This is a genomic window from Rhodococcus yunnanensis NBRC 103083 (assembly GCF_001895005.1).
Classification (GTDB): domain Bacteria; phylum Actinomycetota; class Actinomycetes; order Mycobacteriales; family Mycobacteriaceae; genus Rhodococcoides; species Rhodococcoides yunnanense.
Genome location: NZ_BCXH01000012.1, coordinates 26,459 through 53,080, shown reverse-complemented (window position 1 = coordinate 53,080; position 26,622 = coordinate 26,459). Strand labels below are relative to the sequence as shown.

Sequence of the window (26,622 nt, the reverse complement as noted above, 5' to 3'; positions counted from 1 at the left end):
CACATGCAGATCGGTGAAATCGCCGAACGTACGGGATTGTCGATTCGAACCCTCCGCCACTACGACGAGGTCGGTCTCGTGCCACCGTCCGAGCGAAGCGCAGGCGGATTCCGGTTGTACACCGAAGCAGATCTGGCGCGACTCATCGTGATTCGCCGGATGAAACCTCTCGAATTCACACTCGACGAGATGCGTCGGCTGCTCGACTCGCTCGACACGATCGCAGCGGACGGTGACGAGCGCGCCGAAGCAGAAGCATTCGTCGACGAATGTCATGCCAAAGCGCAAGCCGCGTGCGAGAACCTGCGCACCAAGTTGTCGTACGCGCAGGAGCTGACGGAACTGCTCGCGCGTTAACCTACGTCCCAGCCGCCGCGCCGGATGCGCAGGATGTAGACGAGCTCGTTGCTTCCGAAGGCCTCGACCGTCGTGAATCGCTTCGGCTCGGTGTTCATCGTCGGGTTCCTGGCGTGGTCTTCCTCGTAGATCTGCGTCGCGCGGAGGTCGGCCAGCTCGACGCGCGTCCAGAAGTCGTCCGACTGGACCGAATACACGAGCCGTGGGGCGCCGTCGGACATGTGCGAGACCTCGATGTCCTCCTCGTTCTCTAGGTCGTCGTCGAGTTCGTCTTCCGTGTCGGCGTCCTGCTCGGCATCGGTGCCGATCAGGTACACCCCCGGACGGAGATCACCTGCAGGCACCGTCATGTATTCGGCGTAGTCACCGGAGTCGATTCCGTCGGCATCCATGTATGTACGGTAACCATGTGCTGCTTCGATCATTGAATCCACTCGCCGTCGCTCGCGGAGACGATATTCCAGACGCCGTCACCATCGACGGCGTCACGCTCTCCCGAGGCGACATTCTCGGTGCCGCGACATCTGTCGCCGAACGCGTGTCACAGGCAGAGCGACTGGCCGTGCTGGCGACACCATCGGTCAAGACGGTCCTGGCAGTAGTCGGCTGTCTCATAGCCGGAGTCACGGTGGTGCCGGTCCCACCCGATGCAGGCCAGGCCGAGCGAGAACACATCCTGCGGGACTCGGGCGCGCAGGCGTGGCTCGGTGAGGCGCCCGACGACGCCGCTGGTCTGACGGTGCTCCCGGTGAGGCAGCACGCGCGGTCGTGGCACAGTTACCCCGACCCCGACCCGTCCTCCATCGCATTCGTGCTCTACACCTCGGGAACGACGGGCCCGCCCAAGGGCGTTCTGATTTCCCGCAACGCCATCGCGGCCGGAATCGACGGACTCGCCGAGGCGTGGCAGTGGACCTGGAAAGACAGACTGGTCCACGGACTTCCGCTGTTCCACGTGCACGGACTCATCCTCGGACTGCTCGGGCCACTTCGGGTCGGCAGCCCCGTCGTACACACCGGAAAACCGACACCCGAGCTGTACGCAGCAGCTCGTGGCTCGCTGTACTTCGGTGTTCCCACGGTGTGGTCGCGTATCGCAGCCGACGAGAAGTCGGCCCGGGCGCTCAGCGGCGCCAGGCTGCTGGTCTCGGGCAGCGCGCCGCTGCCGGTACCGGTGTTCGAGAAACTGCGCTCGCTGACCGGGCAAGCTCCGGTGGAGCGTTACGGGATGAGCGAAACACTGATCACGTTGTCCACCCGCTTCGACGGCGAACGACGGCCCGGCTCGGTCGGTCTGCCGGTGCGCGGCGTCGAGACTCGTCTTCGCGGAGAAGCAGGGGAAATCCTCCCGCACGACGGCGAGGCGATCGGCGCACTCCAAGTGCGCGGACCGATGCTGTTCGACGGCTATCTGAACAACCCGGACGCGACGGCGAAGTCATGGACGGACGACGGCTGGTTCGACACCGGCGACGTCGCCGCGATCGAGCCGGACGGATTCCATCGCATCGTCGGGCGCGCCTCGACCGACCTGATCAAGACCGGCGGCTACCGCGTCGGAGCAGGGGAGATCGAGACCGTGCTGCTCGGGCACCCGAGCGTCGACGAGGTCGCCGTCGTCGGAATCCCCGACGAGGATCTGGGCCAACGAATCGTCGCCTTCGTCGTCGGCAGCGGCGTCGAGTCGGCGGTACTGATCGACCTGGTGGCCTCGGCACTCTCGAACCACAAGCGGCCGCGAGAAATCCGCGTCGTCGATTCCCTGCCCCGCAACGCCATGGGCAAGGTGCAGAAGAAGCAGCTGATCTAGGCGGGACGGGCCTCGGACACGGCCCTGCCTCAGGTGAGCCTGCCTCAGGTGAGCCGGCCGAATCCGACTATCGCAGAGTCGGACTGGACATCGACGGTGTGGACGCGGATCTTGCCCAGTTCGTTGCCTCCGACAGTCGTAGCTGTGTCGCCGTCGACGGCGACGACGATATTGGTGTGCTGCCCGACCCAGCTGCTGTTGTCGTACAGCACGACGTCACCGACGCCGGGGGAGTAGCCCTTCGGCTCGAATCTTCCCTGCTCCTGGTAGTACTCGGTGAGCGTGTAGACCCCGGGGATCCGCCAACTGCCCGAGTTCGGATTGCTCAGCGGCTGCCCGGCCTCGCGCATCACCCAGCTGACGAAGTTGGCGCACCACGCCTCCTCGACGCCGTCCGAATAGAAGGTGCCAGGGCGCTGCCGCTCGTGCTCGTCGCGTAGAAGTTCGACGACGGTGGCTTGCCCTGTCGTCAATGCCGATGCATCGACGTCGGGAAACGGCGTGGTATCCCAGGGGAGGTATCTGCTCGGCGCAACCGCGAGGACCCCCACGGCAACCACGACCACGGCGGCCAGAATCCCCGCGATCCAGCCGACGGTTCTGTGGCTCTTGCGCGCGGGGGCTTCGACGGTCATCCATCGAATGTACCGGCTGGTTTGTGGAGCGAACTCAGAGATCCGAACCTGTCGGTGGGGTGGGTTAGGTTGATGTTGGTCGAACATAGGTTCGACAGTGCGAATTTGGGCAGCACGAATGTGGACAGCACGAATCTGGACGGTACGAATTTTGATCGAGTCACTGGGGGGTGACCTGAGTCGTGAGTCTCGACTTCGACACCAAGGCTGACAGCGACACCGAGGCCGACAACGACACCGAGGCCGACATCGACACCGACCGTGCCGCGGTCGGGGATCTGATTGCCGCGGAATGCGCGGTCAACGCCATGTCGGCTGCCTCGATCGTTGTCATGGAGCGGTTCTACGACGCTCGTATGGCTGCGTTCGATGCCTCGTCGGTGTCGAGTCGGCTCGATCCAGAACGTGTCGCGCATACCTCGGCGATCGCAGAGATTGCCTGTGCGTTGAACATTCCTGCCAAGAAGGTGGAGGAACGGCTAGGAATCTGGTGGGGTAGCCGCTGCTGCTACCGCGAACTGTTCGCACTCGGGGACATGTCCCTCGAGGTGCTCAGAACTATCCGCGATCACACCCTCGGTGCGACGGCGAAGATCCTGGCCGCGCTCGAACTCGACATCATCGCTGCGGCTCGGCATTTCACCACGACCCGCTTGGGCAAAGAAATCGATCGAATGATCGCTGCCCACGACCCCGACTGGGACGCCAAAGCTCGACGCCGCGCGAAGTCGACGACGAAGAAGGTGCGAGTCACCACACTTCCCCGGGGGATGGCGCGGCTCTCGGCGACGATCGGTGCTGTCCACAGCGCGGAAGCAGAAGCGCTGATCGACGCCGAACTCGTCCGAGCCTGCCGACTGGACCCGCGCACTCTGGACACCCAGCGGTCGGACGCCTTCGTCGCTCTGGTGAAGGGCAGCCACCTCACCTGTGAATGCAGCCAAACCGATTGCCCTGCGGCCGTTACTGCAGATGCAGACGCAGATTCCGGCGAAACTGTCACGGCGGGAGCAGATTCGACTTCTGCCGGTGGCAATTCCGATCGCCCTGACACCGATCGCCCTGACACCGATGCTTCTGACACCGATGCTGTTTCTGAGACTGCTTCGGCGAGCCAGAGACCGCCGGAGTCGGCTCTGGGGAAACCGTCGATCGTCATCAGTGCCGACCTCGAAACCGTTCTCGGACTCCACAACCGCAACGCCTACCTCCACGGCTACGGACCGATCGACCCCGCCACCGTGCACACTCTCGCCGCCGACGCCACCTGGCAGATCATCTTCACCACCAGCCGCCGCTACCTCGACACCCTCACCGACCTCGCGCACCCCAACCCACAACAACAACCATCACCATCATCATCACCATCGACATCACCACCTGGGCCGGGAAGTGGGACCGACCACCGCCCGCACTGCACGTGCACCTGCAGTACCGCGGCTGACACTCGCGGCACCCCGCCGCGCCCCGCACCACCCCGATCGCATCCGAACCCACAGATCGCCGACTTCCTCGACGCCGCCCACGCCGAGAGCTCGACCCCCGACCTGATACTCGGCCGCACCCGAAAACTCCGCGCCGGATACCTACCGCCGCCCCCGACACCCCGGCCAACGAACCCCACCAACCGCACCAACGACCCGGGCGGCACCAACGACCCCGGCAACACCAACGGCGTCAACCGGACACCGTCACCGGGGATTGTCGCCGACCTCTGGCGCGCACACATCACCGACAACCCCGACCACCCACACGCCGAACACCCCGACGGACACGGCGGACACCCCGACCCACCACCGGGAGCGCTAACCTACACCCCAGGAGCCGCACTGGCCATGTGGGTCCGCTCCCACTACCCCACCTGCCGCCACCCCGGCTGCGCCGTACCGTCCTCACGCTGCGACCTCGACCACATCGTCGAATTCGACCACCACAACCCCGAAGCCGGCGGCTGGACCATCACCAGCAACCTCGCGCCCTACTGCCGAACCCACCACAACCTCAAAACCACCAAACACTGGCACACCGAAAAACTCCCCGGCGACGTCATCCACACCACCGACCCACTCGGCAACCACTACTTCACCCCAGCCGAATACTGATGCACCGCTTGACTCTCGACCTACCGGAGACCCGATGATGAACTGCGTGACCACAACCGAATCGATGACCATCGGGGTGTTCGCCCGATCTACCGGGCTGACGCCGGGAGCCCTTCGTTTCTACGCGGATTCGAAACTGTTGGAACCAGCCGCTGTCGACGGGTCCTCGGGATACCGCTACTACACCGAAAGCCAAGTGGACGTGGCTGTTCGGATTCGACTCCTGCGGGGGATCGGGATGTCGCTGAACGACATTGCCGCGGTGATCGCCGGTGACCTGACGGCACTGGCCCGACACGTGGCACAACTTGCCGACGACGCTCGGCGTGCACAGCGCATCGCGCGCGACATAGCTGAAAAAACGGCGCTCGAAACCAGGGAAAGGCAGCTCATGATCACAGTGAACGGACCGGTTTTCGCAACTGCGGTGGACCAGATACTCACCGCCACATCTCGTCATCCGGAAATGCCGGTGTTGGACGGTGTGTATCTCGAATCGAGCGGCGGCACACTGATAATCACGGCCACCGATCGTTACCGGCTGTCGACTCGATCGGTGGCAGTCGAAGGCGTCGACGATGAGTGGTCGGCGGTCGTCGACGGAGACGATCTACGGGCTGCGCTGTCATTCGTACGCAGTCGGCATCGCGTCCAGCTGGGGGTTCGGGGGACCGGTGTCGATTTTCACGCCGAGGGTAGCTCCGCGATGCGCTGCCGCGTTCTGGCGGAGGAGTTTCCCGACTATCGAGCAATGCTCGACGCTCTGCCTGCTGCCGAAACCCGGGTCGTGGCGCAGCGCGCGGCTCTGGTTCGTGCGTTGGAGGGACACGACGAGCAGTTCTCGTCCTTGCGGGTGGCAGGCGGAGCTCTGACCCTGTCGGGCACCAGGATCCCTGCCACCGTTACCGGCCCCGACATCGATATGGCGTTCAGCATCACAACCCTGTACCCGGCCGTTGCATCGGCCGTGGGACACGAGGTCATGATCGACATCGGCGGCCCGTCGATGCCGGTCGTGGTTCGCTCTGCGGACTACGGCGATCTGACCACTCTTGCGATGCCGGTCGAGCCGAATGCCGTCGGACGCTAACCTTGGGCCGCATGGACGACATCGAAAAACTGTTCACCGAAACGAACCTCGCTGCGCTGTCGACGCTCAAGCGAGATGGACGCCCGCAGATCTCCAACATCACCTACCACTACGACCCCGATGCGCGGCAGTTCGCTATTTCGGTGACGGACGGCCGGGTGAAGACCAAGAACATTCGGCGGGATCCTCGCGTCAGCCTGTATGTCAACGCTCGGCAGGGTGGGGCATACGCCGTCGCCGAGGGCAGCGCCCGCCTGTCGGAGGTGGCGACCGAACCCGACGACGACGCTGTCGAACAATTGATCTCGCTGTACCGCAAGGTCCAGGGTGAACACCCCGACTGGGACGACTACCGCGCCGCGATGGTCCGCGACAAGCGCCTCGTGCTGTACGTCGACGTGGAGAAATTCTATGGATGGATCATGCCCAGCTGAGGCTGTTACTGTCGGTCAGGTGACCGCAACTCATGTGACAGGCGCTACTCGGCGGCTGGTACGGCGGCGCGTCATCGACTTCGGACTTGTCTGTACGTCCGGTTGTCGCTGGTCCTGATCCAACCAATCAGGCCCGGTTCACAACCATACGAAGGGACAATCATGTCCACAGCTCTCTCGCACCTGGGTACGGTCACGTCGGCCACCAGGGAAGCGATCGATTCCGATCCGAACAATGCTCATGCAGTCTTCCGCGCTTCCGCGATTGCCCACGACGCGGTTGCCAGCACGGTCACTCTTGGAAAGTACAGCGTCGAGGTAGACGAGCCGCCGGCGCTCGGCGGTGAGAACACTGCCGCCAATCCTGTCGAGTACTACCTGGCATCGCTACTGTCGTGCCAGGTGGTGACGTGGCGGGTATGGGCCGACAAGCTCGGTATTGCCGTCGACGACATCTCGGCGAAGGCAGAAGGTGACCTCGATGTCAGAGGATTCTTCGGGTTCGACGACGACGTTCGTCCCGGGTTCGGGGAGGTTCGTGTCGTGGTCACCGTCGCGGGTCCCGAGACGCGTGAGCGCTACGAGGAATTGCAGCAAGCCGTCGATGCCCATTGCCCGGTTCTCGACCTCACTCGCAATCAGACCCCTGTGCGCACGACGCTCGAGACGGTCTGACGCCGATGAGCGAGAGATCGTTCGGGCTGCGCACACGTGCGATTCATGCGGGTGCGCGTCCCGATCCGTCGACAGGTTCGCGAGCGGTACCGATCTACCAGACAGCGAGCTACGTCTTCGAGGACTCGGCGGATGCCGGCGATCTCTTCGCTTTGCAGAAGTACGGAAATGTCTACAGCCGCATCGCCAATCCGACGGTCGCCGCCTTCGAGGAACGGATCGCCAGCCTCGAAGGCGGGATCGGTGCGGTGGCGTTCGCGAGTGGTCTCGCCGCCGAGTTCGCGGTGTTCGCAGCGCTCGCAGGTTCAGGCGATCACATCGTCGCAGCGGCGGGCCTGTACGGCGGTACGGTGACTCAACTCGATGTGACGTTGCGCCGGTTCGGCGTCGACACCTCGTTCGTGCCCGGTACCGATCCAGCGGATTATGCTGCGGCCGTGACGGATCGGACCAAGCTGATCTATGCCGAGGTGATCGGCAATCCATCGGGCGACATCGCCGATCTGGAGGGGCTGGCCGCCGTGGCACACGAGAACGGCATTCCCCTCGTCGTCGATGCCACGATGGCGACGCCCTGGTTGTGTCGGCCGATCGAGTTCGGTGCCGACATCGTCGTCCACTCGGCGACGAAGTTCCTCGGTGGGCACGGCTCGACGCTCGGGGGAGTGGTGGTCGAATCGGGCAGATTCGATTGGGGCTCAGGAAAATTCCCGCAGATGACCGATCCGGTCGGCTCCTACGGCGGATTGTCGTGGTGGGGCAACTTCGGGGAATACGGGTTTCTGACGAAGCTGCGCAGCGAGCAACTCCGCGATATCGGTGGTGCGCTGCCTGCCCAATCGGCATTCACGCTCATTCAGGGCGTCGAAACTCTGCCTCAGCGGATGGACGCTCACGTCGAGAACGCACGTGCGGTAGCCGAGTGGCTCGATGCAGACCCCAGAATCGACTACGTGAGATGGGCTGGGCTGAAGGGCCATCCGCATGTCGAACGAGCCGAGCAGTACTTCCCTGCGGGGCCTGGCGCGGTGTTCGCGTTCGGAGTCGAGGGCGGCCGCGCGGCGGGTCGGAAGTTCGTCGAGAGTGTGCAGATCGCCAGCCATGTCGCCAATATCGGTGACGTGCGGACGCTCGTCATACATCCCGGTAGTACCACGCACCGGCAGCTGACCGACGAACAGTTGCAGGGTGCAGGCGTCGGGCCGGAGCTGGTTCGGATCAGTGTCGGCCTCGAGGACGTCGAGGACATTCTGTGGGATCTCGACCAAGCTCTGACTATCGCGACCGGACAGGAGCGGTCATGAGTGCCGAGATACTGCGCATCCTGCGTGCCACGAAGACGGTGGCGATAGTCGGCGCGTCGAAGAACCCGTCGAGGGCAAGCTATTTCGTGAACAGGTATCTCTCGTCGACGAGCGACTACGAGATCTTCCTCGTCAATCCGACGATCAGCGAGATAGAGGGCACACCGGTGTATCCGACGCTCGCGGACCTGCCGGTCGAACCGGATCTCGTGGATGTGTTCCGCAAGCACGACGACCTTCCGTCCGTGCTCGCGGAAGCCATCGCCGTACACGCGAAAACCATCTGGTTGCAGCTCGGTCTTCGGCACGACGATGTCGCGCGTGACGCGGAGGCCGCCGGGCTGAACGTCGTCATGGACAAATGCCTGAAGATCGAGCACGCCCGTTTCGGCGGCGGACTCCACCTGGCAGGATTCGACACCGGCGTCATCGATTCACGCAGAAGACGCTAGGCAGCAGGCGCTAGGAAGAAGGCAACAGACGGTGACCGATTACGATCTCGAGCGATTCGTCGATGCGCAGGACCCCGTGTGGCGCACCGTGCGTGCCGAGCTGAAAGCCGGGCGGAAGGAAACGCACTGGATGTGGTTCGTGTTTCCGCAATTGGCGGGACTCGGCCTCAGTGCGACCGCGCAGCGCTTCGGCATCGCAGACCTGATCGAGGCGCAGCTGTATCTGTCGCACGAGGTTCTCGGGCCACGGCTGCAGAATGCGGCTGCGCTGGTGGAGAAGACGGAAGGCAAGACCGTCGAACAGATCTTCGGTTATCCCGACAACCTGAAGCTGCATTCTTCGGTGACCCTGTTCGCCGAGGCCGGACCTGATGTCACCGTGTTTCGCCGCGTGCTGGAGAAGTACTTCGACGGTAAGCCGGACGAGAGAACTCTCGATCTGCTCGGCGACTAACATCATGGCCATGACGAACGAGCAGCCTGGAACCGTAGCCTTCATTCAAGCCACCTGGCATCGCGACCTTGTCGACCGCGCCCGTCACGGATTCGTGTCCGAGTTCGGATCCGACGTCGATACATTCGAGGTGCCAGGCGCTTTCGAGATTCCGCTGCATGCGCAGCGGTTGGCGCGCACGGGTCGTTATTCGGCCATCGTCGCTGCTGCGCTCGTGGTCGACGGCGGAATCTACCGCCACGAGTTCGTGGAGACTGCCGTCATCGACGGTCTGATGCGCGTGCAGTTGGATACCGACGTTCCGGTGTTCTCGGTCGTACTGACGCCGCACCACTTCCACGAGCATGCCGATCACAACGAGTTCTTCGCGGCCCACCTGGAAAAGAAGGGCGTCGAAGCAGCACGTGCGGTCGTGCGCACGCTCGAATCGCTGAAGGCGATCGGTTAGTCGCGGTACATGTCCACCACTGCGAGGTGCCGGCCGAGGTCGCCCGGGTAGGACGAGATTCGCATTCGGGTCGAAATCCAGGGTTCGGGTCCTTCACTCGCCTTGGTACGGACGGTGATCTCCTCGTGGCCGCCGCTGTCGTGGACCCGCGTGTGCGCAGCCTCGATGACCGGTCGGTCCTCGGCGTGGAACACCTCGTCACCGGAGGAGACATCGCGCCACTGAACCCACGGTGCAGGTGTCTCGCACAGCCACATCGTCAGAAAGCCGCGCTTGGGTGTCAACAGCGCGGGATAGATGCCGAGTGCTTCCATCCCGCGCTGTCTCGCGAGAACGTCGAGGATCGGCTTGTCAGGGGCGACGGTGTCGGTGACGTCGTGCCACAGGACCCTGGCTCCTATCTCACCCGGTTCGAGGCATGCGCGCGCGTGGCAGTGCCATCGCATGATGCGGCCGTCGGCGTGCAGCACGCTGAACGATCCCTCCCAGTGTCCGCCTGCGGTCGGTGCGAGGCACAGTGCGAACAGCCCGGCGGTGTCGTCGAAGCGAATCGATTTCGCGTAGTACTCCGCCGGCGTCCTTTCGGGTACGTGCGCATCCGGTTCGACTCCCGACATCATCGATGCCTCCACCGTCTGCGCGATGACGCCTTTCTCCAGCAACCAGCTCACCGCCGAGACGATGCGCGGCGGCTCGGGTTCGAGATCGGCATGACCGATCCACAATTGCAGAGCGTGTACCGCGCCAGTGGGTCCGAGGACAGGCACGGCGAGAAGGCGGTACGTCGACGTGCCGCCGCCGCGAGTACGGATTTCGGTCAATTCCTCGTAGCGGGAGCGTGATTCGCGGGCGCGTTGCAGAAACGGCCGCACCGCGATCTTGGCGTCGGGTGACAGTCTTTGCAGGGAAAGCGATTCGGTGACGCTTCGCGGCTGACCGCCCTTGGCGACGATGTTCATTCCACCTGCGGCCAGGGTCTCGATCAGGGACCACTCCGGCTGCATCCCGCTCACCGCCGCCGAACCTTCATGAGCAGGTTCTGCGGTTTCAAGGTCAGCGATTCCTGAATGTCCAACTGGTGTCCTCCATCGAGTTCGAACTCGAACGTGCTCATCAACACGGCGAGCGTCAACACCGTTTCGTGAATCGCGAACTGGCGACCGATGCATCCGCGCAACCCCGTCCCGAAAGGTTTGTAGGCATGCGCAGGCCGGCTGCGAGATCTCGCCGGTGAGAAGCGATCCGGATCGAAGCGTTCCGGATCCTCGCCCCACACGGGATCGCGGTGCAGGCCCAGCGTCAGTACGAACGCCCAGTCGCCCGACTTCATCGGGTACCGGCCCGCAGCCAACGCAGTGTCCTGGCGTGCCTTACGAAAGTATCCGGGAGCGGACGGCCACAGACGGAGGGTTTCGTCGACGACGGTTCGGGTGTAGCGCATCTTCGACACATCCTCGTACGAAACGGAGGCGCGGTGGGCCACCTCCGCTCGGACGCGGTCCGCAACCTCGGGATGTGCGGCGAGGAAGTACAGGGCGAATCCGAGTGTGCCTGCCGTCGTTTCGTTGCCGGCAACCAGAAATGTCAGCACTTGGTGGCGGATGTTGACTGCGTCGAGGAGCTCTCCGGTGTCGGGATCGGGGGTGTGCAGCATGAGATCGAGCAGGTCGTCGTGGCGAGTCTCGTTGTCTCGCATACGTCTGTCGATGACATCGTCGACCACGCGGTGGACGTAGGCGATGTCGCGTTCGTTGCGGATGCGAGCACTGCGCCCGAACAACCGGAGCAGCGGCATGTCGTTGGACGTTCGGTTCGCGTAGGCGAGGATTCTGCCGATGGCGGCGACGAATTCGTCGTCACCGGTGTCGAACGGGCCGAAGCTGTAACCGAATCCGGTGCGTGCCATGTTCTCGAGTGTCAGCTTGTTGAGATCGGAGGTGACGTCGATCGCCAGGTCGGCCCGGTCCGCCCGAGTGCGCCAGTGCTCGACCAACTCCACGGCCACCTCGGTCATGACCTCGTGGTATCGCCGCATCGCCTCCTGGCTGAAACCGGGCATGAGAACCCGATGTGCCGCGCCCCAATTGGGTTCGGAGTTGAACGCGGTGAACAGACCGTCGCCACCGAGAGCCCGCAGCTTACGATGCGGAAGGGCGAGAAACTTCGCGAATCGGGTCTCGTCGTTCAGCTCTGCGACGAGTTCGGCGCCGCTGACCACCACCAGCCGGTGCCCGAGTATCTTCCTCTCGAAGATCGGGCCCAGTTCCGCTGCCATGCGGAGTTCACGCTGTGTCGGCTTTGCGGCGTCGATGCTCAGAAGATCGCCGAGCAGCGGCAACCGGAAGCGCGGTCGAGGGATGTTCACGCCGACAGTGTGCCGGACGTCGAACGCAGGGTGGTCGCGCGGAGTCGCTCGAAGGCCTGAGTGGTGGTCGGTTCGAGTGCCGATGCCGTCACGGTCCACCCCGTCGCCAGATGCGAGTCGTACGGAATCTCGTCGACGGCGAACACCACGTCGTCCAGGCAGTGCCGAAAATGCCCGGCGTCGAGGAGGTTTACACCCGGATGCTGGTGGGTGAGCACCACGGTGGTTCGGCTGAGAACCTTTCTGCCCGCGGTCAGCGCGATGCTCTGCAGTGCCGTCCGCGTGCGATGGACGGCGTCACGACGCGCCTGAACCACGAGGACGAGCGCGACCGACGGCTGGCTCCGCAGCGGATGCGCGCTGTGTCGTCCGAATGCAGTGTGTCCGAGGTCGTAGAACCTGGCGTCCGTCCGACTACGCAGGTACCAGTCGAGTCGGTCGTAGTCGGGTTCCGACGCCTGCGGCCACGCCCGTCCCAGCACCTGCGCGCCGGTGCTGGCGACGGACATGAAGGAGTCGATGTAGCCCGATTCGACGGTGGTCGGACGAACCGTGCCGTCTGCCGCGCGTTCGACCAGATCCCCGCCTCCGACCGTCGCATCCACCGCGACCGCGCACAACCCTTGACGAGCAGTGACGTTGGCCAGCCCTACCGTCGTCGTGGTGGTGCCGGCACCGCCGGATGTACCGAGTACCAGTGTCGATCCCATTGTTCGTTGCCTCGCCAAGACATCACAGCATCGGTGCACCGTCCGGGCCGAGCGTCAAGCCGCGGGAAACCTCCCGGTGGGAGGCGCGAAAAGTATGAAACGCCGATTTCAGTCGTTGGCGTGCAGAGCAGCGTTCAATTCGACGCCGGTGCCCTTCCACGGAACCACTTCCACGGCACCGGATACCGAGTTACGACGGAAGAGCAGGTTGGACTTTCCGGTCAGCGTCGCCGCCTTGACGACGGTGCCGTCCGGGCCGGCGACCTTGGTGCCTGCGGTGATGTAGAGGCCGGCTTCGACGACGCAGTCGTCGCCGAGGGAGATTCCGAGGCCGCTGTTCGCGCCGAGGAGGCAACTCTTGCCGACGGAAATGACGTTCTTTCCGCCACCGGACAGCGTGCCCATGATGGATGCGCCGCCGCCGACGTCGGAACCGTCACCGACGACGACACCGGCGGAGATGCGGCCCTCGACCATCGAGTTTCCGAGCGTGCCCGCGTTGAAGTTGACGAAGCCCTCGTGCATGACCGTCGTTCCGCTGGCCAGGTACGCGCCGAGGCGGACTCGGTCGGCGTCGGCGATTCGGACGCCGGTCGGGATGACGTAGTCGACGAGGCGAGGGAACTTGTCGACGCTGTAGACGGTGACCGGTCCGCGGGCACGAAGCTTCGCGCGGACGGTTTCGAAGCCCTCGACCGCGGCGGGGCCGTAGTTGGTCCAGACGACGTTGGCGAGGAAGCCGAACTGGCCGTCGAGGTTCACGCCGTGTGGCTGGACCAGGCGGTGCGACAGCAGATGAAGCCGCAGGTAGACGTCATGGGCGTCGACGGGTGCGTCGTCGATCGAGGCGATGGTCGTGCGGACGGCCACGACGTCGACGCCGCGTGCGGTGTCCGGTCCGACCAGGTCGGCCAACTCGGCCGGAATGTCGGAACCTTCGAGACGAACCGTGCCGGTCGCGCCGAATTCACCCAGCTCGGGGCTCGGGTACCAGGTGTCGAGGACGACACCGTTGGTCGTGATGTTGGCAATGCCTATTGCAGATGCTCCCTGTGCGCTCACAGGGAAGAGAATACGGTGCTAGCGTCGGCCCGATGATGAGGCGTTGGGCGTCGGCGATCGTTTCGGTTGTGCTTCTCACATCAGGGGCGGCGGTGCTTGCCCCGGCGACGGCGCTCGGTGCGCCCAACTGTCCCGCTCCGCCGCCGCCGGTGAAGGTCGCGCAGATCGGCGGCTCCGCGCTCGAAGGCCTTGCCGTCGATGATCGGGGCAGGCTCTACACGACCGACATCCTCACCGGACGCGTGTATCGCATCGATGGACCGGGGCAGCCCGCGTATCCGATCGCCACGGTTCCCGGCGGCGGCGGCGCCCTCGCCTGGATGCCCGACGGCACACTCCTCGTCGGCTACGGCGCCGACCCTCGGGTTCTCGTCGGCGACATCGTGAAGGCGGCCGGGATCGTGCGACTCGACGTCGAGACTCTTGCCGTGACCCCGTTCGCGGCCGGACTGAGCGCGGCCAACGGTCTTGCTGTCACGAAGGACGGAACCGTCTACGCGACGAACGATTTCGGAAGCCTCATCGGTCAGGTGCTTCCCGACGGCACGGTGAATCCTGCGTGGGCGGTGTTCCCGAGCGCCAACGGCGCCGTACTCGACAACACCGACAGCTATCTGTACGTGTCGCGAACATTCGTGAACCCAGGCGTCAGCCGGATTCCGATCGCGAACCCCTCGGCCCCCGAGAGCATTCTCGATCTGCGCGGGCTCGAAGCGCTGAGCGCGCCCGACGGTCTCACGCTCGACTCCGCGGGTCGGCCGGTGGTGCCGATGAACGTGCGAGGAGAGATCGTCAGAATCGACGCACCGGGCGCAACGTGCGTCCTCGGCGGAGGAATTCCGACGTCGAGTGTTCTCGTCTACGGCCGCGGTGACCAGGGCTTCTCCTCGGGCAGGCTGTTCCGGGCAGGCTTCGACGGCGCGGTGTACGAGATCCCGGGCGGCAGCACGTAGACCCGATAGGCTGCTCGGGTGAGTTTTCCCCAGTTGGATCTGCACGCCGACCCCATCGACCTGACGTCGGCGCTCGTCGACATCCCCAGCGTCTCGCAGGACGAAACGATCATCGCCGACGCCGTCGAGGCGGCGCTTCGGGAGCAGACCGGTGGCTTCGAGGTCGTCAGGAACGGCAACGCCGTGCTGGCGCGGACGAACCGCGGACTACCGAGCCGCGTGATGCTCGCCGGACACCTGGACACCGTTCCGATCGCGGACAACGTCCCGAGCAGGCGTGAGCGCGACAGCACGGAAGGCGACGTCATCCACGGCTGCGGCACCGTGGACATGAAGTCCGGCGACGCAGTGTTTTTGCACCTCGCGGCAACCATCGCCGAACCCGCACACGACATCACTCTCGTGTTCTACGACTGCGAGGAGATCGCTGCCTCGTTGAACGGGCTCGGCCGGATCGAACGTGAACTACCCGAATGGCTCCAGGCGGACGTCGCGATTCTCGGTGAGCCCTCGGGCGGATTCATCGAGGCGGGATGCCAGGGCACGCTGCGAGTTCGATTGTCGGCGAGCGGAACACGTGCCCACAGTGCCAGGTCGTGGTTGGGTGACAACGCAATTCACAAGTTCGGTGCCGTTCTCAATCGGCTGGCGGCGTACGAGGCTCGGCAGGTCGACATCGACGGCTGCGTCTACCGTGAAGGCCTCCAAGCCGTCCGTATCTCCGGTGGCGTGGCAGGAAACGTGGTCCCCGATGCTGCCGAACTCGACGTGAACTTCAGGTTCGCGCCTGACCGATCCGTCGAGCAGGCGATCGCTCACGTACACGACGTCGTCGACGGATTGGATCTCGGATTCGAGGTCACCGATTCTTCGGCAGGTGCGCTTCCCGGTCTCGGCGCTCCGGCTGCGGCGGCGTTGATCGAGGCCGCGGGCGGTCGGTTCAGGGCGAAGTACGGGTGGACCGACGTGTCGCGGTTCTCCGCTCTCGGTATCCCCGCCGTCAACTACGGCCCGGGTGATCCCAACCTCGCGCACAAGCGCGACGAGCGGGTACCGGTCGAGCAGATCACACACGTCACCGGTGTGCTTCGGAGCTACCTGACCTCCAGTTAGCCTGGACGGTATGGAACCAGAACCCACTACGCACAAAGGGCCCGTGGTGTTGCGACGTAGACGCAACACCGAGACCACGACGTCGGATCAGCGATTGCTGGACCAGCGTGGAACCGGTGGCTGGATCCACTCCGACACCTGGCGTGTTCTGCGTATTCAGAGCGAATTCGTCGAGGGATTCGAGGCTCTCGCCGAAGTGCCCAAGGCCGTAACGGTTTTCGGCTCGGCCCGTACGCCACCCGATCACCCGGAGTACGCGCGCAGCGTCGAGTTGGGCACCGCGCTCGCCGAGGCGGGTTTCGCGGTGGTGACCGGCGGTGGACCGGGAGTCATGGAGGGCGCGAATCGGGGAGCGAGCGGGGCAGGCGGGTACTCGATCGGACTGGGGATCGAATTGCCCTTCGAGCAGGGGCTCAACGAGTGGGTCGATCTCGGCATCAACTTCAGGTACTTCTTCGTTCGCAAGACCATGTTCGTGAAGTACTCGCAGGCGTTCGTCTGCCTACCCGGTGGGTTCGGCACGCTCGACGAACTCTTCGAGGCGTTGACGCTCGTCCAGACCGGGAAGGTCACGCGGTTCCCGATCATATTGTTGGGCAAGGATTTCTGGTCGGGTTTGCTCGACTGGATCAAGGACACCCTTGTTGCGCAGGGCAAGGTGTCGCCGTCCGACCTCGACCTGATCCATTGCACCGACAGCGTCGAGGACGCCGTGCGGGTCGTCGTGGAATCGCAGAAGGGTTCGTCCACCGAGCCGAAGGGGGAGAGCTGGTGACTCGAAGTGTGTGTGTCTATTGCGCGTCCGGACCGGTGGACGAGTCGTTCATCGAGCTGGCACGCGAGCTGGGAACCGAGATCGGCCGTCGCGGTTGGCAATTGGTGTCCGGAGGCGGCAACGTCTCGATGATGGGCGCGGTCGCCGAAGCAGCTCGTGCGGCGGGCGCGTTCACCATCGGTGTCATCCCGAAGGCGCTCGTGCATCGTGAGGTCGCCGACGTCGACGCCGACGAGCTCATCGTCACCGACACCATGCGCGAACGGAAGAAGGTGATGGAGGATCGCGCCGACGCGTTCATCACCCTTCCCGGCGGCATCGGCACCCTGGAGGAATTGTTCGAGACCTGGACGGCCGGGTACCTCGGCATGCACGACAAGCCCGTCGTGCTGCTCGACCCGGTCGATCACTACAGCGGGCTGCTGGCGTGGATCGACGGTCTGTCGTCCACAGGGTTCGTGCAGCAGCGTGCCTTGGACGCGCTGGTCAGAACGTCGACGGTGACCGAAGCGCTCGATGCGTGCTCGCCCGCCGAGGGAGAAGGTTACTCTGGAGTAAGGTAACAGATCTCACATCGGACATAAGGGGAGTTCATGGCTGTCGACGCCCGCCAGAAGATTGGTGTGACCGACCTCGCGGTCGCGTTGCCGAAGATGGTGACCGAGGTGCCGAGTCTGCTGCGCGGGCTCGCCGGCTTCGCTCGTAAGCCGGACCACACGGTATCGATCGGGTCGGTCTTCCAGGATGCTGCAGCCAAGCGCGGCGACCACCCGTTCGTGCGGTTCGAGGGCGTGTCGACGTCGTATGCCGACGCGAACGCGCTCGTCAACAGGTATGCCCGGGTGTTCATCGACTCGGGGGTGAAGCGAGGGGACGTCGTGGGCGTTCTCAGCAAGAACCGCCCCGAGGCCCTGTTCGCCGCACTGGCGGCGGTGAAGCTCGGCGCGACTGCGGGAATGCTCAACTACAACCAGCGCGGCGATGTCCTCGCGCACAGCCTGGGAATCCTCGACGCCGCCGTACTCGTGCTCGACGAGGACGCGCAGGAGGCGCTCGATTCGCTCGACGGAGAACCGCAGGCGCGCACAGTGCTTCCGCTGAAGGAGCTCACCGCACGCGCCGACGAGCAGGACGCAGGCAATCTGGCCGTCACCGCCGAGATCCAGGCCAAGGAGAAGGCGTTCTACATCTTCACCTCCGGTACGACGGGTATGCCGAAGGCCAGCTTGATGAGTCATTTCCGCTGGCTCAAGTCCATGTCCGGTCTCGGCAGCATGGGTGTCCGCCTGCGCGGCGACGACGTCATCTACTGCTGCCTGCCGCTTTATCACAACAACGCGTTGACGGTGACGCTGTCCTCGGTGCTGGCGGGCGGCGCCACGATGGCCATCGGGAAACAGTTCTCGGTCAGCAATTTCTGGGCGGACGTTCGCGTCAACAAGGCGACTGCGTTCACCTACATCGGTGAACTGTGTCGCTATCTGCTGACGCAGCCGAAGAAGGACTCCGATCGTGACAACACGATCAAGCTCGTCGTCGGCAACGGATTGCGCCCGGAGATCTGGGAGGAGTTCACCGAGCGGTTCGGCATCGAGCGCGTCGCCGAGTTCTACGGTGCGAGCGAGTGCAACATCGCGTTCGTCAACGCGCTCAACGTGAAGAAGACCGCGGGGGTCTGTCCGCTGCCGTACGCCGTCGTCGAATACGACGAGGAGAGCGGCAAGGCCAAGCGTGGCAAGAACGGCAAGCTGCAACGAGTCGGCACCGGCGAGGTAGGGCTACTGCTGTCCAAGGTCACCGACCGCGCTCCGTTCGACGGCTACTCCGACGACGACGCCTCCGAGAAGAAACTCGTTCGTGACGGGTTCAAGGACGGGGACTGCTGGTTCGACACCGGCGACCTGGTTCGCAAGCAGGGCTGGCTGCACGTCGCCTTCGTCGACCGGCTCGGCGACACCTTCCGCTGGAAGGGCGAGAACGTTGCGACGACTCAGGTCGAAGGTGCTCTCGGCGGGCACTCCTCGGTCGACGGGGCCGTCGTCTACGGCGTCGACATCGACGGAACGGACGGCAAGGCCGGAATGGCTGCTCTCACGCTGCGAGACGGGGAGTCGTTCGACGGCAAGGCAGTCGCCGAGCATCTCTACGACAAACTTCCCGCGTATGCGGTACCGCTGTTCGTCCGCGTGGTCGACAGCCTCGAGCAGACCTCGACGTTCAAGAGCCAGAAGGTCGCTTTGCGCAAGCTGGGGTACGGCGACGACTCCGACAGTGAGCTCTACGTTCTGCGTGGGCGCTCCGGCGGTTACGACAAGGCCTACGACGGCTACGTCGACGAGGTGGCGGCAGGCAAGGCGCCCAAGGGTTAGCTGCTCGGCTCTCCCAGCAGTACAGAGGTGAGGGTGTGCGTGAGCCAGTGCGCATACCGATCCGTCGACCAGCCCGAGCGATCGCACAGCATTCGGTGCATCTCCGGGCTGGTCAACGACCAGATGGTCGTTCCTGCGGTCTCGATGTCGACGGCCAATGGCCCCCGTTCGGCGATCCACGACGCGATTCGTGTCATCGCTGACCTGCGTTGGCGATCCTGGATGTCCGAGCGCAGTTCTGCGATCGAAGAATCTACGGCCGCAGCACCGATGAGGATGTCGTCGACCGGCCGTATGCGCGCGACCTGCTGAGCGATGCCGGCCGCGAACAGATGGATCTGTGTGCGCTGATCGGCGGCGTCACGCACGGCAAGTGCCGGCGGTCTCTCCATGATGGGCGTCGGGTCCTCGTCGCCGCCGATGTCGAGGCCGACGAGCTGCTCGAGCAACGTGCGTTTGTTCGTGAACACGTGATAGATCGTGTCGGCCGATACTTCGGCGGCTGCTGCGATGGCGGGTACCGAGGTCTTGGCGAAGCCGCGTTCGAGGAACAGCGTGCGTGCCGATCGGATGATGCGTAGCCGGGTGGCCTCGGCCTGCTCCCGTCGGAGTGCGGAGTTGTAGCTCCTCTTGACGTCGTCGCTCACCGGCCTCACTATATATGCATTCATCCGAGTGTCACTTGAACGAATCGAGGGCGTCGTGGATCTCCAACAGGCGAAGGTACGAGTCAGGAAGGTCTTCGAGGACGGATTCGGGCGAGGCGATCTATCGGTCGTCGACGCGGCGCTCGCTCCCACGGCGGTGGACCGACATGCGTTCGGCGACGACGAACCGGATATGGCAGCGCATCTGAAGGGTGCGATCGGGATGTTTCGTTCCGCCATGCCCGATCTCGCGGTCGCCGTCGGGGATCTCTTCGGGGAGGACTATCGGGTGGCCGCGCGGGTCGAGATGCGGGGAACCCATACCGGCACGCCGCTGTTCGGGATTCCGGCGGACGGCCGCGCGGTGACGATCGAGCAGTTCCATGTGATCGAACTGGACGAGCGTGGCCGTGGCACGCGGCATTGGGCCAATGTGGGTGCGGACGCCGTGAGGCTTCGACTCGTCGGCGGGAATGCCACTATGGATTCATGAGCACCCTCTGCGGCAAGCCGGTGGCCGACGATCGCGCACTCGTGATGGCGATCGTCAACCGCACCCCCGACTCGTTCTACGACAAGGGCGCCAATTTCAGCGACGAAGCGGCGATGGCGTCGGTGCATCGGGCCGTCGCCGAGGGTGCCGACATGGTCGACATCGGGGGAGTCAAAGCAGGTCCAGGCGCCACGGTCGACTCTGCCGAGGAGATCCGCCGGGTGATCCCGTTCGTCGAGGCGATCCGTGAGCACTATCCGGAGCTGTTGATCAGTGTCGACACGTGGCGCAGCGAGGTGGCCAGACTCGCATGTGGCGTCGGCGCCGACATGATCAACGACACATGGGCAGGAGCCGATCCCGATCTGGTCGGCGTTGCCGGGGCGGAGGGAGTCGGCATCGTCTGCTCCCATACCGGAGGGGCCGCGCCTCGGACGCGTCCGCATCGTGTTCGGTACGACGACGCCGTGGCCGATGTTGTTGCCGAAGTGACCGCGGCGGCCGAAAAAGCAGTCGCGGCCGGAGTTCGGACGGACTCGATTCTGATCGATCCGACCCACGATTTCGGAAAGAACACCTTCCACGGGCTCGAGTTGTTGCGTCGCGTGGACGTTCTTGTAAACACCGGATGGCCAGTGCTCATGGCGCTGAGCAACAAGGACTTTATCGGGGAGACTCTAGGTGTAGAACTCGCCGACCGGTTGGAGGGAACATTGGCAGCGACAGCATTGGCCGCAGCAGGCGGCGCCCGAATGTTCCGGGTGCACGAGGTTGCGTCGACCAGAAGAGTCGTCGACATGGTTGCGGCAATACAGGGAACACGGGCTCCAGCTCGGACGGTCAGGGGGCTGGCATGACTCTTGCCGACCCGACATCGGTGACGACATCATGGGCGGACACCAACAGCTGGGATGCCCCGGCGTGGTCTCTGGCGGAGCTCGAGGCCGCCAAGGGAGGCCGCACGGTCTCGGTGGTGCTGCCCGCACTCGACGAGGAGGAGACCGTCGCTGCGGTGGTCGACACCATTCATCCTCTACTGGGCGGTCTCGTCGACGAGTTGATCGTGCTCGACTCCGGTTCGACCGACGCGACAGCCGAACGGGCGACCGCTGCGGGCGCTCGTGTCATCACCCGCGAGGAAGCGATACCCGGTCTCGACCCGGTGGCAGGGAAGGGTGAGGTGCTGTGGCGATCGGTTGCGGCGTCGACGGGTGATCTCATCGCGTTCGTCGACTCCGATCTGATCAATCCGGATCCCGCGTTCGTCCCGAAGCTTCTCGGCCCGCTGCTGATGGGCGACGGCATCCATCTGGTGAAGGGCTACTACCGTCGCCCGCTGCGCACGTCGGGCACCGAGGACGCGAACGGCGGCGGCAGGGTCACCGAACTCGTCGCACGACCACTGCTCGCTGCGATGCGTCCCGAGCTGACCGGAGTCATCCAGCCGCTCGGTGGTGAATACGCGGGCACCAGGGAGCTGTTGTCCGCGGTGCCGTTCGCACCCGGGTACGGCGTCGAGATCGGGCTGCTGCTCGATACGTACGACCGGCTCGGTCTGAACGCTATCGGGCAGGTCAATCTCGGTGTTCGCAAGCATCGAAACCGTCCGTTGGTCGAGTTGGGGGCGATGAGTCGCCAGATCGTCGGCACCATGCTCGGCCGCTGCGGGATGGTCGATTCCGGTGCGGGACTGCTGCAGTTCCGTGTCGACGGTGATTCGTTCGTACCGTTCTCGACCCAGGTGTCGTTGGCCGATCGGCCCGCGATCAACACCTTGCACGTGTGACGGGCGGGGCTGCGTGAGACGATCTAGCGATGCTGACGCTCCTGTTGTACGTCGTCATCATTGCCGTCATCGCAGCCCTGCTCTTCTTTGTGGCGAGTGCTGTCTTCGGACGCGGTGAGCAGCTCGAACCACTGCCGGAGGGCACGACCGCGACGGTATTGCCTGCCGACGGTGTGACCGGAGACGATGTCCGGGTCCTCAAGTTCCAGCAGACTCTGCGCGGGTACAAGCCGAGTGAGGTCGATTGGGCTCTCGACCGTCTCGGCGCGGAGATCGACCTGCTGAGATCTCGGCTCGAACCCGACCGCGACGACGACCGCGACGAGCAGTGACAGCGATACCTGGTCCCGATGGCAAGCTCCGATGTCCATGGGGAGCCGGAGACGACGAGCTGTATCGGAGTTATCACGACACGGAGTGGGGCAGAGAGCTCCATGGCAGGGACGCACTGTACGAGCGGCTGTGTCTCGAAGCGTTCCAGTCGGGGCTGTCCTGGATCACGATCCTTCGTAAACGCGAGAGCTTCAGGTCTGCCTTCGCCGGATTCGATCCCGAGAAGGTCGCGCGCTTCGACGATGCGGATGTCGAGCGCCTCATGGCAGAGAAGTCGATCGTACGAAATCGGGCGAAGATCGTGGCAGCGATCGCCAACGCCCGCGTTGTGCTGGAGATGGCGCCGGACCTCGACTCCGTGTTGTGGTCCTTTGCGCCGCCGCCGCGCGCGCAGCGGCTCCGTGACATATCGGAAGTGCCCGCGACCACTGCGGAGTCGATCGCGATGGCCAAGGAACTGAAGCGGCGCGGGATCAAATTCTTCGGCCCCACCACGGCCTATGCGTTGATGCAGGCCACCGGAATGGTGGACGATCACCTGTCCGGCTGCCTAGTCGAGGCACCGAATACCGACTCCAGTTCCCGGTATCGGTCTCGATAGGGAAGAATAGGTGTCAAGAACCTCGTCGCCCCGCGGCGAGAACATCTTTTTTGGCCGACGCGCATGCACGAGTGGCGCAGATCTGGAGGGAGCAGAGGATGGCGGCGATGAAGCCCCGGACCGGGGACGGTCCCCTCGAAGCAACCAAAGAAGGACGAGGGATCGTAATGAGGGTGCCGCTGGAAGGTGGTGGCCGTCTCGTCGTCGAACTCACCCCCGATGAGGCAGCAGCACTCGGAGAAGAATTGAAGGGCGTCACCGGTTAACTGCTCGTTGATTTCTGCGCCGAGCCCCGCATGCCGATCAGGCAGGCGGGGCTTTGTGATGCGCGGGTCGGGAAAGGTGGGTGGCGATGCTTGCTGATGTGATCGAGCTGTTGATCTGCCCGGTCTGCGGGTCCGATCTGGACTTCGCCGAAGAGAAGTCGCTGCTGTGCGACCGAGGGCACACGTTCGACATCGCGCGGCAGGGTTACGTCGGTCTGCAATCCGGGGGTGCAGGCAAGATCACCGGAGACTCCGCCGAGATGATCTCCGCGCGCGCGGAGTTTCTCGACGCGGGCCACTTTCAGCCGATCTCCGCGGCCGTGTGCGACGCAGTGGGCGCGGTCGCGACGGTCGTGGAAGTCGGGGCGGGCACCGGGCACTACCTCGCAGCGGTACTCGATGGTGCCGAAGGTTCGCGCGGAATCGGCATCGATGTATCCAAGGCAGCCGCCAGGCGCGTCGCTCGTGCGCACCCACGTCTGGGCTCGGTGGTTGCCGATGTGTGGCAGGGCCTTCCAATCCGCGCATCCGCCGTCGACGCCGTCACGTGTGTCTTCTCCCCGCGTAACGCAGGCGAACTGCGCCGCGTCCTGAGCCCCGAAGGCGTACTGGTCGTGGTGACGCCGACCGCACGTCACCAGCAGGAGTTGGTGCCGGCTCTCGGACTCATCGGGGTCGACGAGAACAAGGCGCGCAGGCTCGGTGATTCACTGGCAGGCAGGTTCGAGCAGGCGGACCGCCGTGTCGTCGAATTCGTGATGTCGCTCGATCACGCGAGCGTCGAGGCGCTCGTGGCGATGGGGCCGTCGGCGCGGCACACCACCGACGCACCTCGGCGCACCGCCGTTGCACAGTTGCCGGACACTGTCGAGGTGACGGCGTCGGTGACCGTCGGGACCTATCGGGCGCTCTGACTCCGCGTCATCGGCGCCGCGCGAGCGCCGCCTCGTAGACCTCGATGGTCTGCTGTGCGATTGCGGCCCAGGAGAATTCGGCGACGGCTCGCGCGCGGCCTGCCGTGCCCATCGCCGTCGCGGTGGCCGGATCGAGCGCGATCTCGTTGACGGTTGCGGCGAGCGACTCCTCGAACACCTGCGGTTCGTACGAGTTGTAGTGCACGAGCCTGCCGGTGATTCCGTCGTTCACGACCTCGGGGATGCCGCCGACGTCGGATGCCACCACTGCCGTCTCCGCGGCCATCGCTTCGAGATTGACGATACCCAAGGGCTCGTACACCGAAGGGCACACGAAGACATCTGCGGCCGAGAGGATTTCGCGAATCTTCTCGGTCGGCAGCATCTCGCGGACCCAGAAGACTCCGGTGCGAGTTTGTTGTAGATCGTGAACCGCGCGTTCGGTTTCTGCGGCGATCTCGGGAGTGTCGGGAGCGCCCGCGCACAGGACCAGTTGGATCGAGGGATCGAAATGGTGGGCAGCGGCGATAAGATGCCCGACGCCCTTCTGTCTGGTGATACGGCCGACGAACGCGACCATCGGCTTGTTCGGGTCGACGCCGATTGCCGCCAGTGCGGAATCCGTCGGATCGGCAGCCGGTCCGGAATGCCAGTTCGAGGTGTCGATTCCGTTGCGCACCACGTGAATTCGGCTCGGGTCCAGGCGCGGGTACGCGTCGAGAACGTCCTTGGCCATACCCTCGCTCACTGCGATCACGGCATCGGCGTACTCGACGGCATTGCGCTCCGACCACGACGAGATGCGGTAGCCGCCGCCCAGTTGCTCGGCCTTCCACGGTCGCCTCGGCTCGAGGGAGTGGGCCGTCAGAATGTGTGGCACTCCGTACAGTTCGGCTGCCAGATGTCCGGCGAGGCCGGTGTACCAGGTGTGTGAGTGCACCACGTCCGCACCTGCCGCGGCGTTTGCCATCCGCAGTTCGGCGGACAGCGTCGTCAACGCGGCGTTGGCGCCGGCGAGTGCGGGATCCGGATCGTGGACCTGCGCGGTGTCCCGTGGGGCGCCCATGCAGTGGATGTCCACCTCGCACAGCGATTTCAACTGTGCCGCCAGTTCGGTCACATGGACACCTGCGCCGCCGTACACCTCAGGCGGATATTCCCTTGTCATCATTGCCACGCGCACAACTGTCAACCTACATTCCTTCGGCGAAACGCGTGTACTGCTAGCAAGGTTCATCCGGTGCGGATAGGTTGGCAATGTGAGGACACAACCGCACGTACTAGGGATCGTGCTTGCCGGCGGTGAGGGTAAACGTCTTTACCCGATGACCGCGGACCGAGCCAAGCCAGCCGTCCCGTTCGGCGGCGCATATCGACTGATCGACTTCGTTCTGAGCAATCTCGTCAACGCCGGTTACCTCCGGTTGTGCGTGTTGACTCAGTACAAGTCGCATTCGCTCGACCGACACATCTCGCAGACCTGGCGCCTGTCCGGTTTCGCGGGGGAGTACATCACTCCGGTGCCGGCGCAGCAACGTCTCGGTCCGCGCTGGTACACGGGAAGCGCCGACGCGATCTTCCAATCACTCAACCTCGTCTACGACGAAGACCCCGAGTACATCGTGGTGTTCGGTGCCGACCACGTGTATCGCATGGATCCGGAACAGATGGTGCAGCAGCACATCGACTCCGGCGCGGGCGTCACCGTGGCAGGCATCAGGGTTCCGCGAAGCGAGGCGTTCGCTTTCGGCTGCATCGACAGCGACGAGAGCGGCAAGATCACGCAGTTCCTCGAGAAACCTGCGCAGCCGCCGGGTACACCCGACGACCCGAACGTCACCTATGCGTCCATGGGCAACTACGTGTTCACCACCAAGGTGCTCGTCGACGCTATCAAGGCCGACGCGGAGAACACCGACTCCGACCACGACATGGGCGGCGACATCATCCCCGCGCTCGTCGAGGCTGGTGTCGCATCCGTGTACGACTTCAACGACAACATCGTTCCCGGTGCCACCGAACGAGATCGCGGCTACTGGCGTGACGTCGGAACGATCGACGCGTTCTACGACGCGCACATGGATCTGGTGTCCGTGCACCCGATCTTCAACCTCTACAACCGCCGCTGGCCCATCCGCGGCTCCGCCGAGAATCTGCCTCCCGCCAAGTTCGTCCAGGGTGGACTCGCACAGGAATCGGTCGTCGGGGCGGGCTGCATCCTGTCCGCGGCGACGGTACGCAATTCGGTTCTCAGCTCCAACGTCATGATCGACAGCGGCGCGACCGTCGAAGGCAGCGTGCTGATGCCGGGGGTCCGAATCGGCAAGGGCGCCGTGGTGCGTCGGGCGATTCTGGACAAGAACGTCGTCGTCGGCGACGGTGAGATCATCGGAGTCGATCTGGAGCGGGACAAGGAACGATTCAATGTCTCCGCCGGCGGCGTCGTCTCGGTCGGAAAGGGTGTCTGGATCTAG

At 64.4% G+C, this 26,622-nt stretch carries 31 protein-coding genes; 23 read left to right on the top strand and 8 right to left on the bottom strand.

Translation table 11 applies throughout. The annotated features are described in order from the left end of the window. The first annotated feature begins 3 nt into the window (after positions 1 to 3). The gene (locus tag RY1_RS18625) at positions 4 to 357 is read left to right on the top strand and encodes a MerR family transcriptional regulator (protein ID WP_072805648.1); all 354 of its coding nucleotides are present in this window, start codon (positions 4 to 6) and stop codon (positions 355 to 357) included. Here RY1_RS18625 and RY1_RS18620 read toward each other — a convergent pair. Beyond that, on the bottom strand, positions 354 to 749 hold the full coding sequence (locus tag RY1_RS18620; RefSeq protein ID WP_072805522.1) for a hypothetical protein: 396 nt from the start codon (positions 747 to 749) through the stop codon (positions 354 to 356). The genes RY1_RS18625 and RY1_RS18620 overlap by 4 nt on opposite strands. Before the next feature lie 2 nt (positions 750 to 751). On the opposite strand from RY1_RS18620, the gene RY1_RS18615 reads away from it, so the two are divergent. Further along, the gene (locus RY1_RS18615; protein ID WP_072805521.1) at positions 752 to 2,167 is read left to right on the top strand and encodes an acyl-CoA synthetase; all 1,416 of its coding nucleotides are present in this window, start codon (positions 752 to 754) and stop codon (positions 2,165 to 2,167) included. Positions 2,168 to 2,211: 44 nt separating this feature from the next. Here RY1_RS18615 and RY1_RS18610 read toward each other — a convergent pair whose 3' ends face one another. After that, positions 2,212 to 2,802, bottom strand: coding sequence for a CHAP domain-containing protein (locus tag RY1_RS18610; RefSeq protein WP_072805520.1), 591 nt, complete (start codon positions 2,800 to 2,802; stop codon positions 2,212 to 2,214). Between the two features lie 182 nt (positions 2,803 to 2,984). On the opposite strand from RY1_RS18610, the gene RY1_RS18605 reads away from it, so the two are divergent. The 8 genes from RY1_RS18605 (at position 2,985) to RY1_RS18570 (ending at position 9,761) form a co-directional block, all read left to right on the top strand. Next, positions 2,985 to 4,904 carry an HNH endonuclease signature motif containing protein gene (locus tag RY1_RS18605; protein ID WP_072805519.1) on the top strand — a complete coding sequence of 640 codons (1,920 nt, stop codon included), beginning with the start codon at positions 2,985 to 2,987 and terminating at the stop codon, positions 4,902 to 4,904. A 46-nt stretch (positions 4,905 to 4,950) separates the two neighbouring features. Beyond that, a complete protein-coding gene (locus RY1_RS18600) occupies positions 4,951 to 5,994 on the top strand; it encodes a DNA polymerase III subunit beta family protein (RefSeq protein ID WP_072805647.1) in 1,044 nt (347 codons plus the stop codon). 11 nt (positions 5,995 to 6,005) lie between these two features. Next, on the top strand, positions 6,006 to 6,428 hold the full coding sequence (locus tag RY1_RS18595; RefSeq protein ID WP_072805518.1) for a PPOX class F420-dependent oxidoreductase: 423 nt from the start codon (positions 6,006 to 6,008) through the stop codon (positions 6,426 to 6,428). 162 nt (positions 6,429 to 6,590) lie between these two features. Further along, the gene (locus RY1_RS18590; RefSeq protein WP_072805517.1) at positions 6,591 to 7,103 is read left to right on the top strand and encodes an OsmC family protein; all 513 of its coding nucleotides are present in this window, start codon (positions 6,591 to 6,593) and stop codon (positions 7,101 to 7,103) included. Positions 7,104 to 7,108: 5 nt separating this feature from the next. Further along, positions 7,109 to 8,407, top strand: coding sequence for an O-acetylhomoserine aminocarboxypropyltransferase/cysteine synthase family protein (locus tag RY1_RS18585; protein WP_072805516.1), 1,299 nt, complete (start codon positions 7,109 to 7,111; stop codon positions 8,405 to 8,407). Next, the gene (locus RY1_RS18580) at positions 8,404 to 8,859 is read left to right on the top strand and encodes a CoA-binding protein (protein WP_072805515.1); all 456 of its coding nucleotides are present in this window, start codon (positions 8,404 to 8,406) and stop codon (positions 8,857 to 8,859) included. The genes RY1_RS18585 and RY1_RS18580 overlap by 4 nt, the downstream gene beginning before the upstream one ends. Before the next feature lie 31 nt (positions 8,860 to 8,890). Beyond that, the gene (locus RY1_RS18575; protein ID WP_072805514.1) at positions 8,891 to 9,313 is read left to right on the top strand and encodes a DUF1810 domain-containing protein; all 423 of its coding nucleotides are present in this window, start codon (positions 8,891 to 8,893) and stop codon (positions 9,311 to 9,313) included. Positions 9,314 to 9,317: 4 nt separating this feature from the next. After that, positions 9,318 to 9,761 (top strand): 6,7-dimethyl-8-ribityllumazine synthase, encoded by a 444-nt coding sequence (locus RY1_RS18570; protein WP_072805513.1) that lies wholly within the window; start codon positions 9,318 to 9,320, stop codon positions 9,759 to 9,761. Here the strand turns inward: RY1_RS18570 and RY1_RS18565 are convergent. The 4 genes from RY1_RS18565 to dapD form a co-directional block, all read right to left on the bottom strand. Beyond that, positions 9,758 to 10,765, bottom strand: coding sequence for a GAF domain-containing protein (locus RY1_RS18565; protein WP_072805512.1), 1,008 nt, complete (start codon positions 10,763 to 10,765; stop codon positions 9,758 to 9,760). The genes RY1_RS18570 and RY1_RS18565 overlap by 4 nt on opposite strands. A gap of 5 nt (positions 10,766 to 10,770) precedes the next feature. Beyond that, positions 10,771 to 12,126: a cytochrome P450 gene (locus RY1_RS18560; protein WP_072805511.1), complete on the bottom strand. Its 1,356-nt coding sequence runs from the start codon at positions 12,124 to 12,126 to the stop codon at positions 10,771 to 10,773. Next, complete coding sequence (locus tag RY1_RS18555) at positions 12,123 to 12,836, bottom strand: hypothetical protein (protein WP_072805510.1); 714 nt, start codon at positions 12,834 to 12,836, stop codon at positions 12,123 to 12,125. Before RY1_RS18555 ends, RY1_RS18560 begins: the two co-directional genes overlap by 4 nt. A 108-nt stretch (positions 12,837 to 12,944) precedes the next feature. Further along, positions 12,945 to 13,898 carry a 2,3,4,5-tetrahydropyridine-2,6-dicarboxylate N-succinyltransferase gene (gene dapD, locus RY1_RS18550; protein WP_072805509.1) on the bottom strand — a complete coding sequence of 318 codons (954 nt, stop codon included), beginning with the start codon at positions 13,896 to 13,898 and terminating at the stop codon, positions 12,945 to 12,947. A 32-nt stretch (positions 13,899 to 13,930) separates the two neighbouring features. Between dapD and RY1_RS18545 the strand changes: the two genes are divergently transcribed. Genes RY1_RS18545 through RY1_RS18525 form a run of 5 tightly spaced genes read left to right on the top strand, consistent with a single transcriptional unit; the run spans position 13,931 to position 19,108 of the window. Beyond that, positions 13,931 to 14,851 (top strand): SMP-30/gluconolactonase/LRE family protein, encoded by a 921-nt coding sequence (locus RY1_RS18545; RefSeq protein WP_072805508.1) that lies wholly within the window; start codon positions 13,931 to 13,933, stop codon positions 14,849 to 14,851. Positions 14,852 to 14,869: 18 nt separating this feature from the next. Continuing rightward, positions 14,870 to 15,964 carry a succinyl-diaminopimelate desuccinylase gene (dapE, locus tag RY1_RS18540; protein ID WP_072805507.1) on the top strand — a complete coding sequence of 365 codons (1,095 nt, stop codon included), beginning with the start codon at positions 14,870 to 14,872 and terminating at the stop codon, positions 15,962 to 15,964. A 10-nt stretch (positions 15,965 to 15,974) separates the two neighbouring features. Continuing rightward, positions 15,975 to 16,739 (top strand): LOG family protein, encoded by a 765-nt coding sequence (locus RY1_RS18535; RefSeq protein ID WP_072805506.1) that lies wholly within the window; start codon positions 15,975 to 15,977, stop codon positions 16,737 to 16,739. Next, positions 16,736 to 17,302, top strand: a complete 567-nt coding sequence (locus RY1_RS18530; RefSeq protein WP_072805505.1) for an LOG family protein — start codon at positions 16,736 to 16,738, stop codon at positions 17,300 to 17,302. The genes RY1_RS18535 and RY1_RS18530 overlap by 4 nt, the downstream gene beginning before the upstream one ends. Positions 17,303 to 17,332: 30 nt before the next feature. Beyond that, positions 17,333 to 19,108 (top strand): long-chain-acyl-CoA synthetase, encoded by a 1,776-nt coding sequence (locus RY1_RS18525; RefSeq protein ID WP_072805504.1) that lies wholly within the window; start codon positions 17,333 to 17,335, stop codon positions 19,106 to 19,108. Here the strand turns inward: RY1_RS18525 and RY1_RS18520 are convergent. Further along, positions 19,105 to 19,755, bottom strand: coding sequence for a TetR/AcrR family transcriptional regulator (locus RY1_RS18520; protein ID WP_169914751.1), 651 nt, complete (start codon positions 19,753 to 19,755; stop codon positions 19,105 to 19,107). The two genes, RY1_RS18525 and RY1_RS18520, sit on opposite strands and share 4 nt — an antisense overlap. A gap of 28 nt (positions 19,756 to 19,783) precedes the next feature. Between RY1_RS18520 and RY1_RS18515 the strand changes: the two genes are divergently transcribed. The 7 genes from RY1_RS18515 (at position 19,784) to RY1_RS18485 (ending at position 24,148) form a co-directional block, all read left to right on the top strand. Then, the gene (locus RY1_RS18515; protein ID WP_218019820.1) at positions 19,784 to 20,248 is read left to right on the top strand and encodes an ester cyclase; all 465 of its coding nucleotides are present in this window, start codon (positions 19,784 to 19,786) and stop codon (positions 20,246 to 20,248) included. After that, a complete protein-coding gene (folP, locus tag RY1_RS18510; protein WP_072805503.1) occupies positions 20,245 to 21,105 on the top strand; it encodes a dihydropteroate synthase in 861 nt (286 codons plus the stop codon). The genes RY1_RS18515 and folP overlap by 4 nt, the downstream gene beginning before the upstream one ends. Further along, a complete protein-coding gene (locus RY1_RS18505; RefSeq protein ID WP_072805502.1) occupies positions 21,102 to 22,034 on the top strand; it encodes a glucosyl-3-phosphoglycerate synthase in 933 nt (310 codons plus the stop codon). The genes folP and RY1_RS18505 overlap by 4 nt, the downstream gene beginning before the upstream one ends. Positions 22,035 to 22,063: 29 nt before the next feature. Then, complete coding sequence (locus RY1_RS18500; protein ID WP_072805501.1) at positions 22,064 to 22,366, top strand: DivIVA domain-containing protein; 303 nt, start codon at positions 22,064 to 22,066, stop codon at positions 22,364 to 22,366. Then, a complete protein-coding gene (locus tag RY1_RS18495; protein WP_072805500.1) occupies positions 22,363 to 22,968 on the top strand; it encodes a DNA-3-methyladenine glycosylase I in 606 nt (201 codons plus the stop codon). Before RY1_RS18500 ends, RY1_RS18495 begins: the two co-directional genes overlap by 4 nt. Before the next feature lie 98 nt (positions 22,969 to 23,066). Then, positions 23,067 to 23,234, top strand: coding sequence for a DUF3117 domain-containing protein (locus RY1_RS18490; protein ID WP_068369835.1), 168 nt, complete (start codon positions 23,067 to 23,069; stop codon positions 23,232 to 23,234). Positions 23,235 to 23,320: 86 nt separating this feature from the next. Next, positions 23,321 to 24,148 carry a putative RNA methyltransferase gene (locus RY1_RS18485; RefSeq protein WP_072805499.1) on the top strand — a complete coding sequence of 276 codons (828 nt, stop codon included), beginning with the start codon at positions 23,321 to 23,323 and terminating at the stop codon, positions 24,146 to 24,148. Between the two features lie 7 nt (positions 24,149 to 24,155). Here the strand turns inward: RY1_RS18485 and glgA are convergent, their stop codons facing one another. Further along, a complete protein-coding gene (gene glgA, locus RY1_RS18480) occupies positions 24,156 to 25,331 on the bottom strand; it encodes a glycogen synthase (RefSeq protein ID WP_072805498.1) in 1,176 nt (391 codons plus the stop codon). 76 nt (positions 25,332 to 25,407) lie between these two features. On the opposite strand from glgA, the gene glgC reads away from it, so the two are divergent. Then, complete coding sequence (glgC, locus tag RY1_RS18475; RefSeq protein WP_072805497.1) at positions 25,408 to 26,622, top strand: glucose-1-phosphate adenylyltransferase; 1,215 nt, start codon at positions 25,408 to 25,410, stop codon at positions 26,620 to 26,622.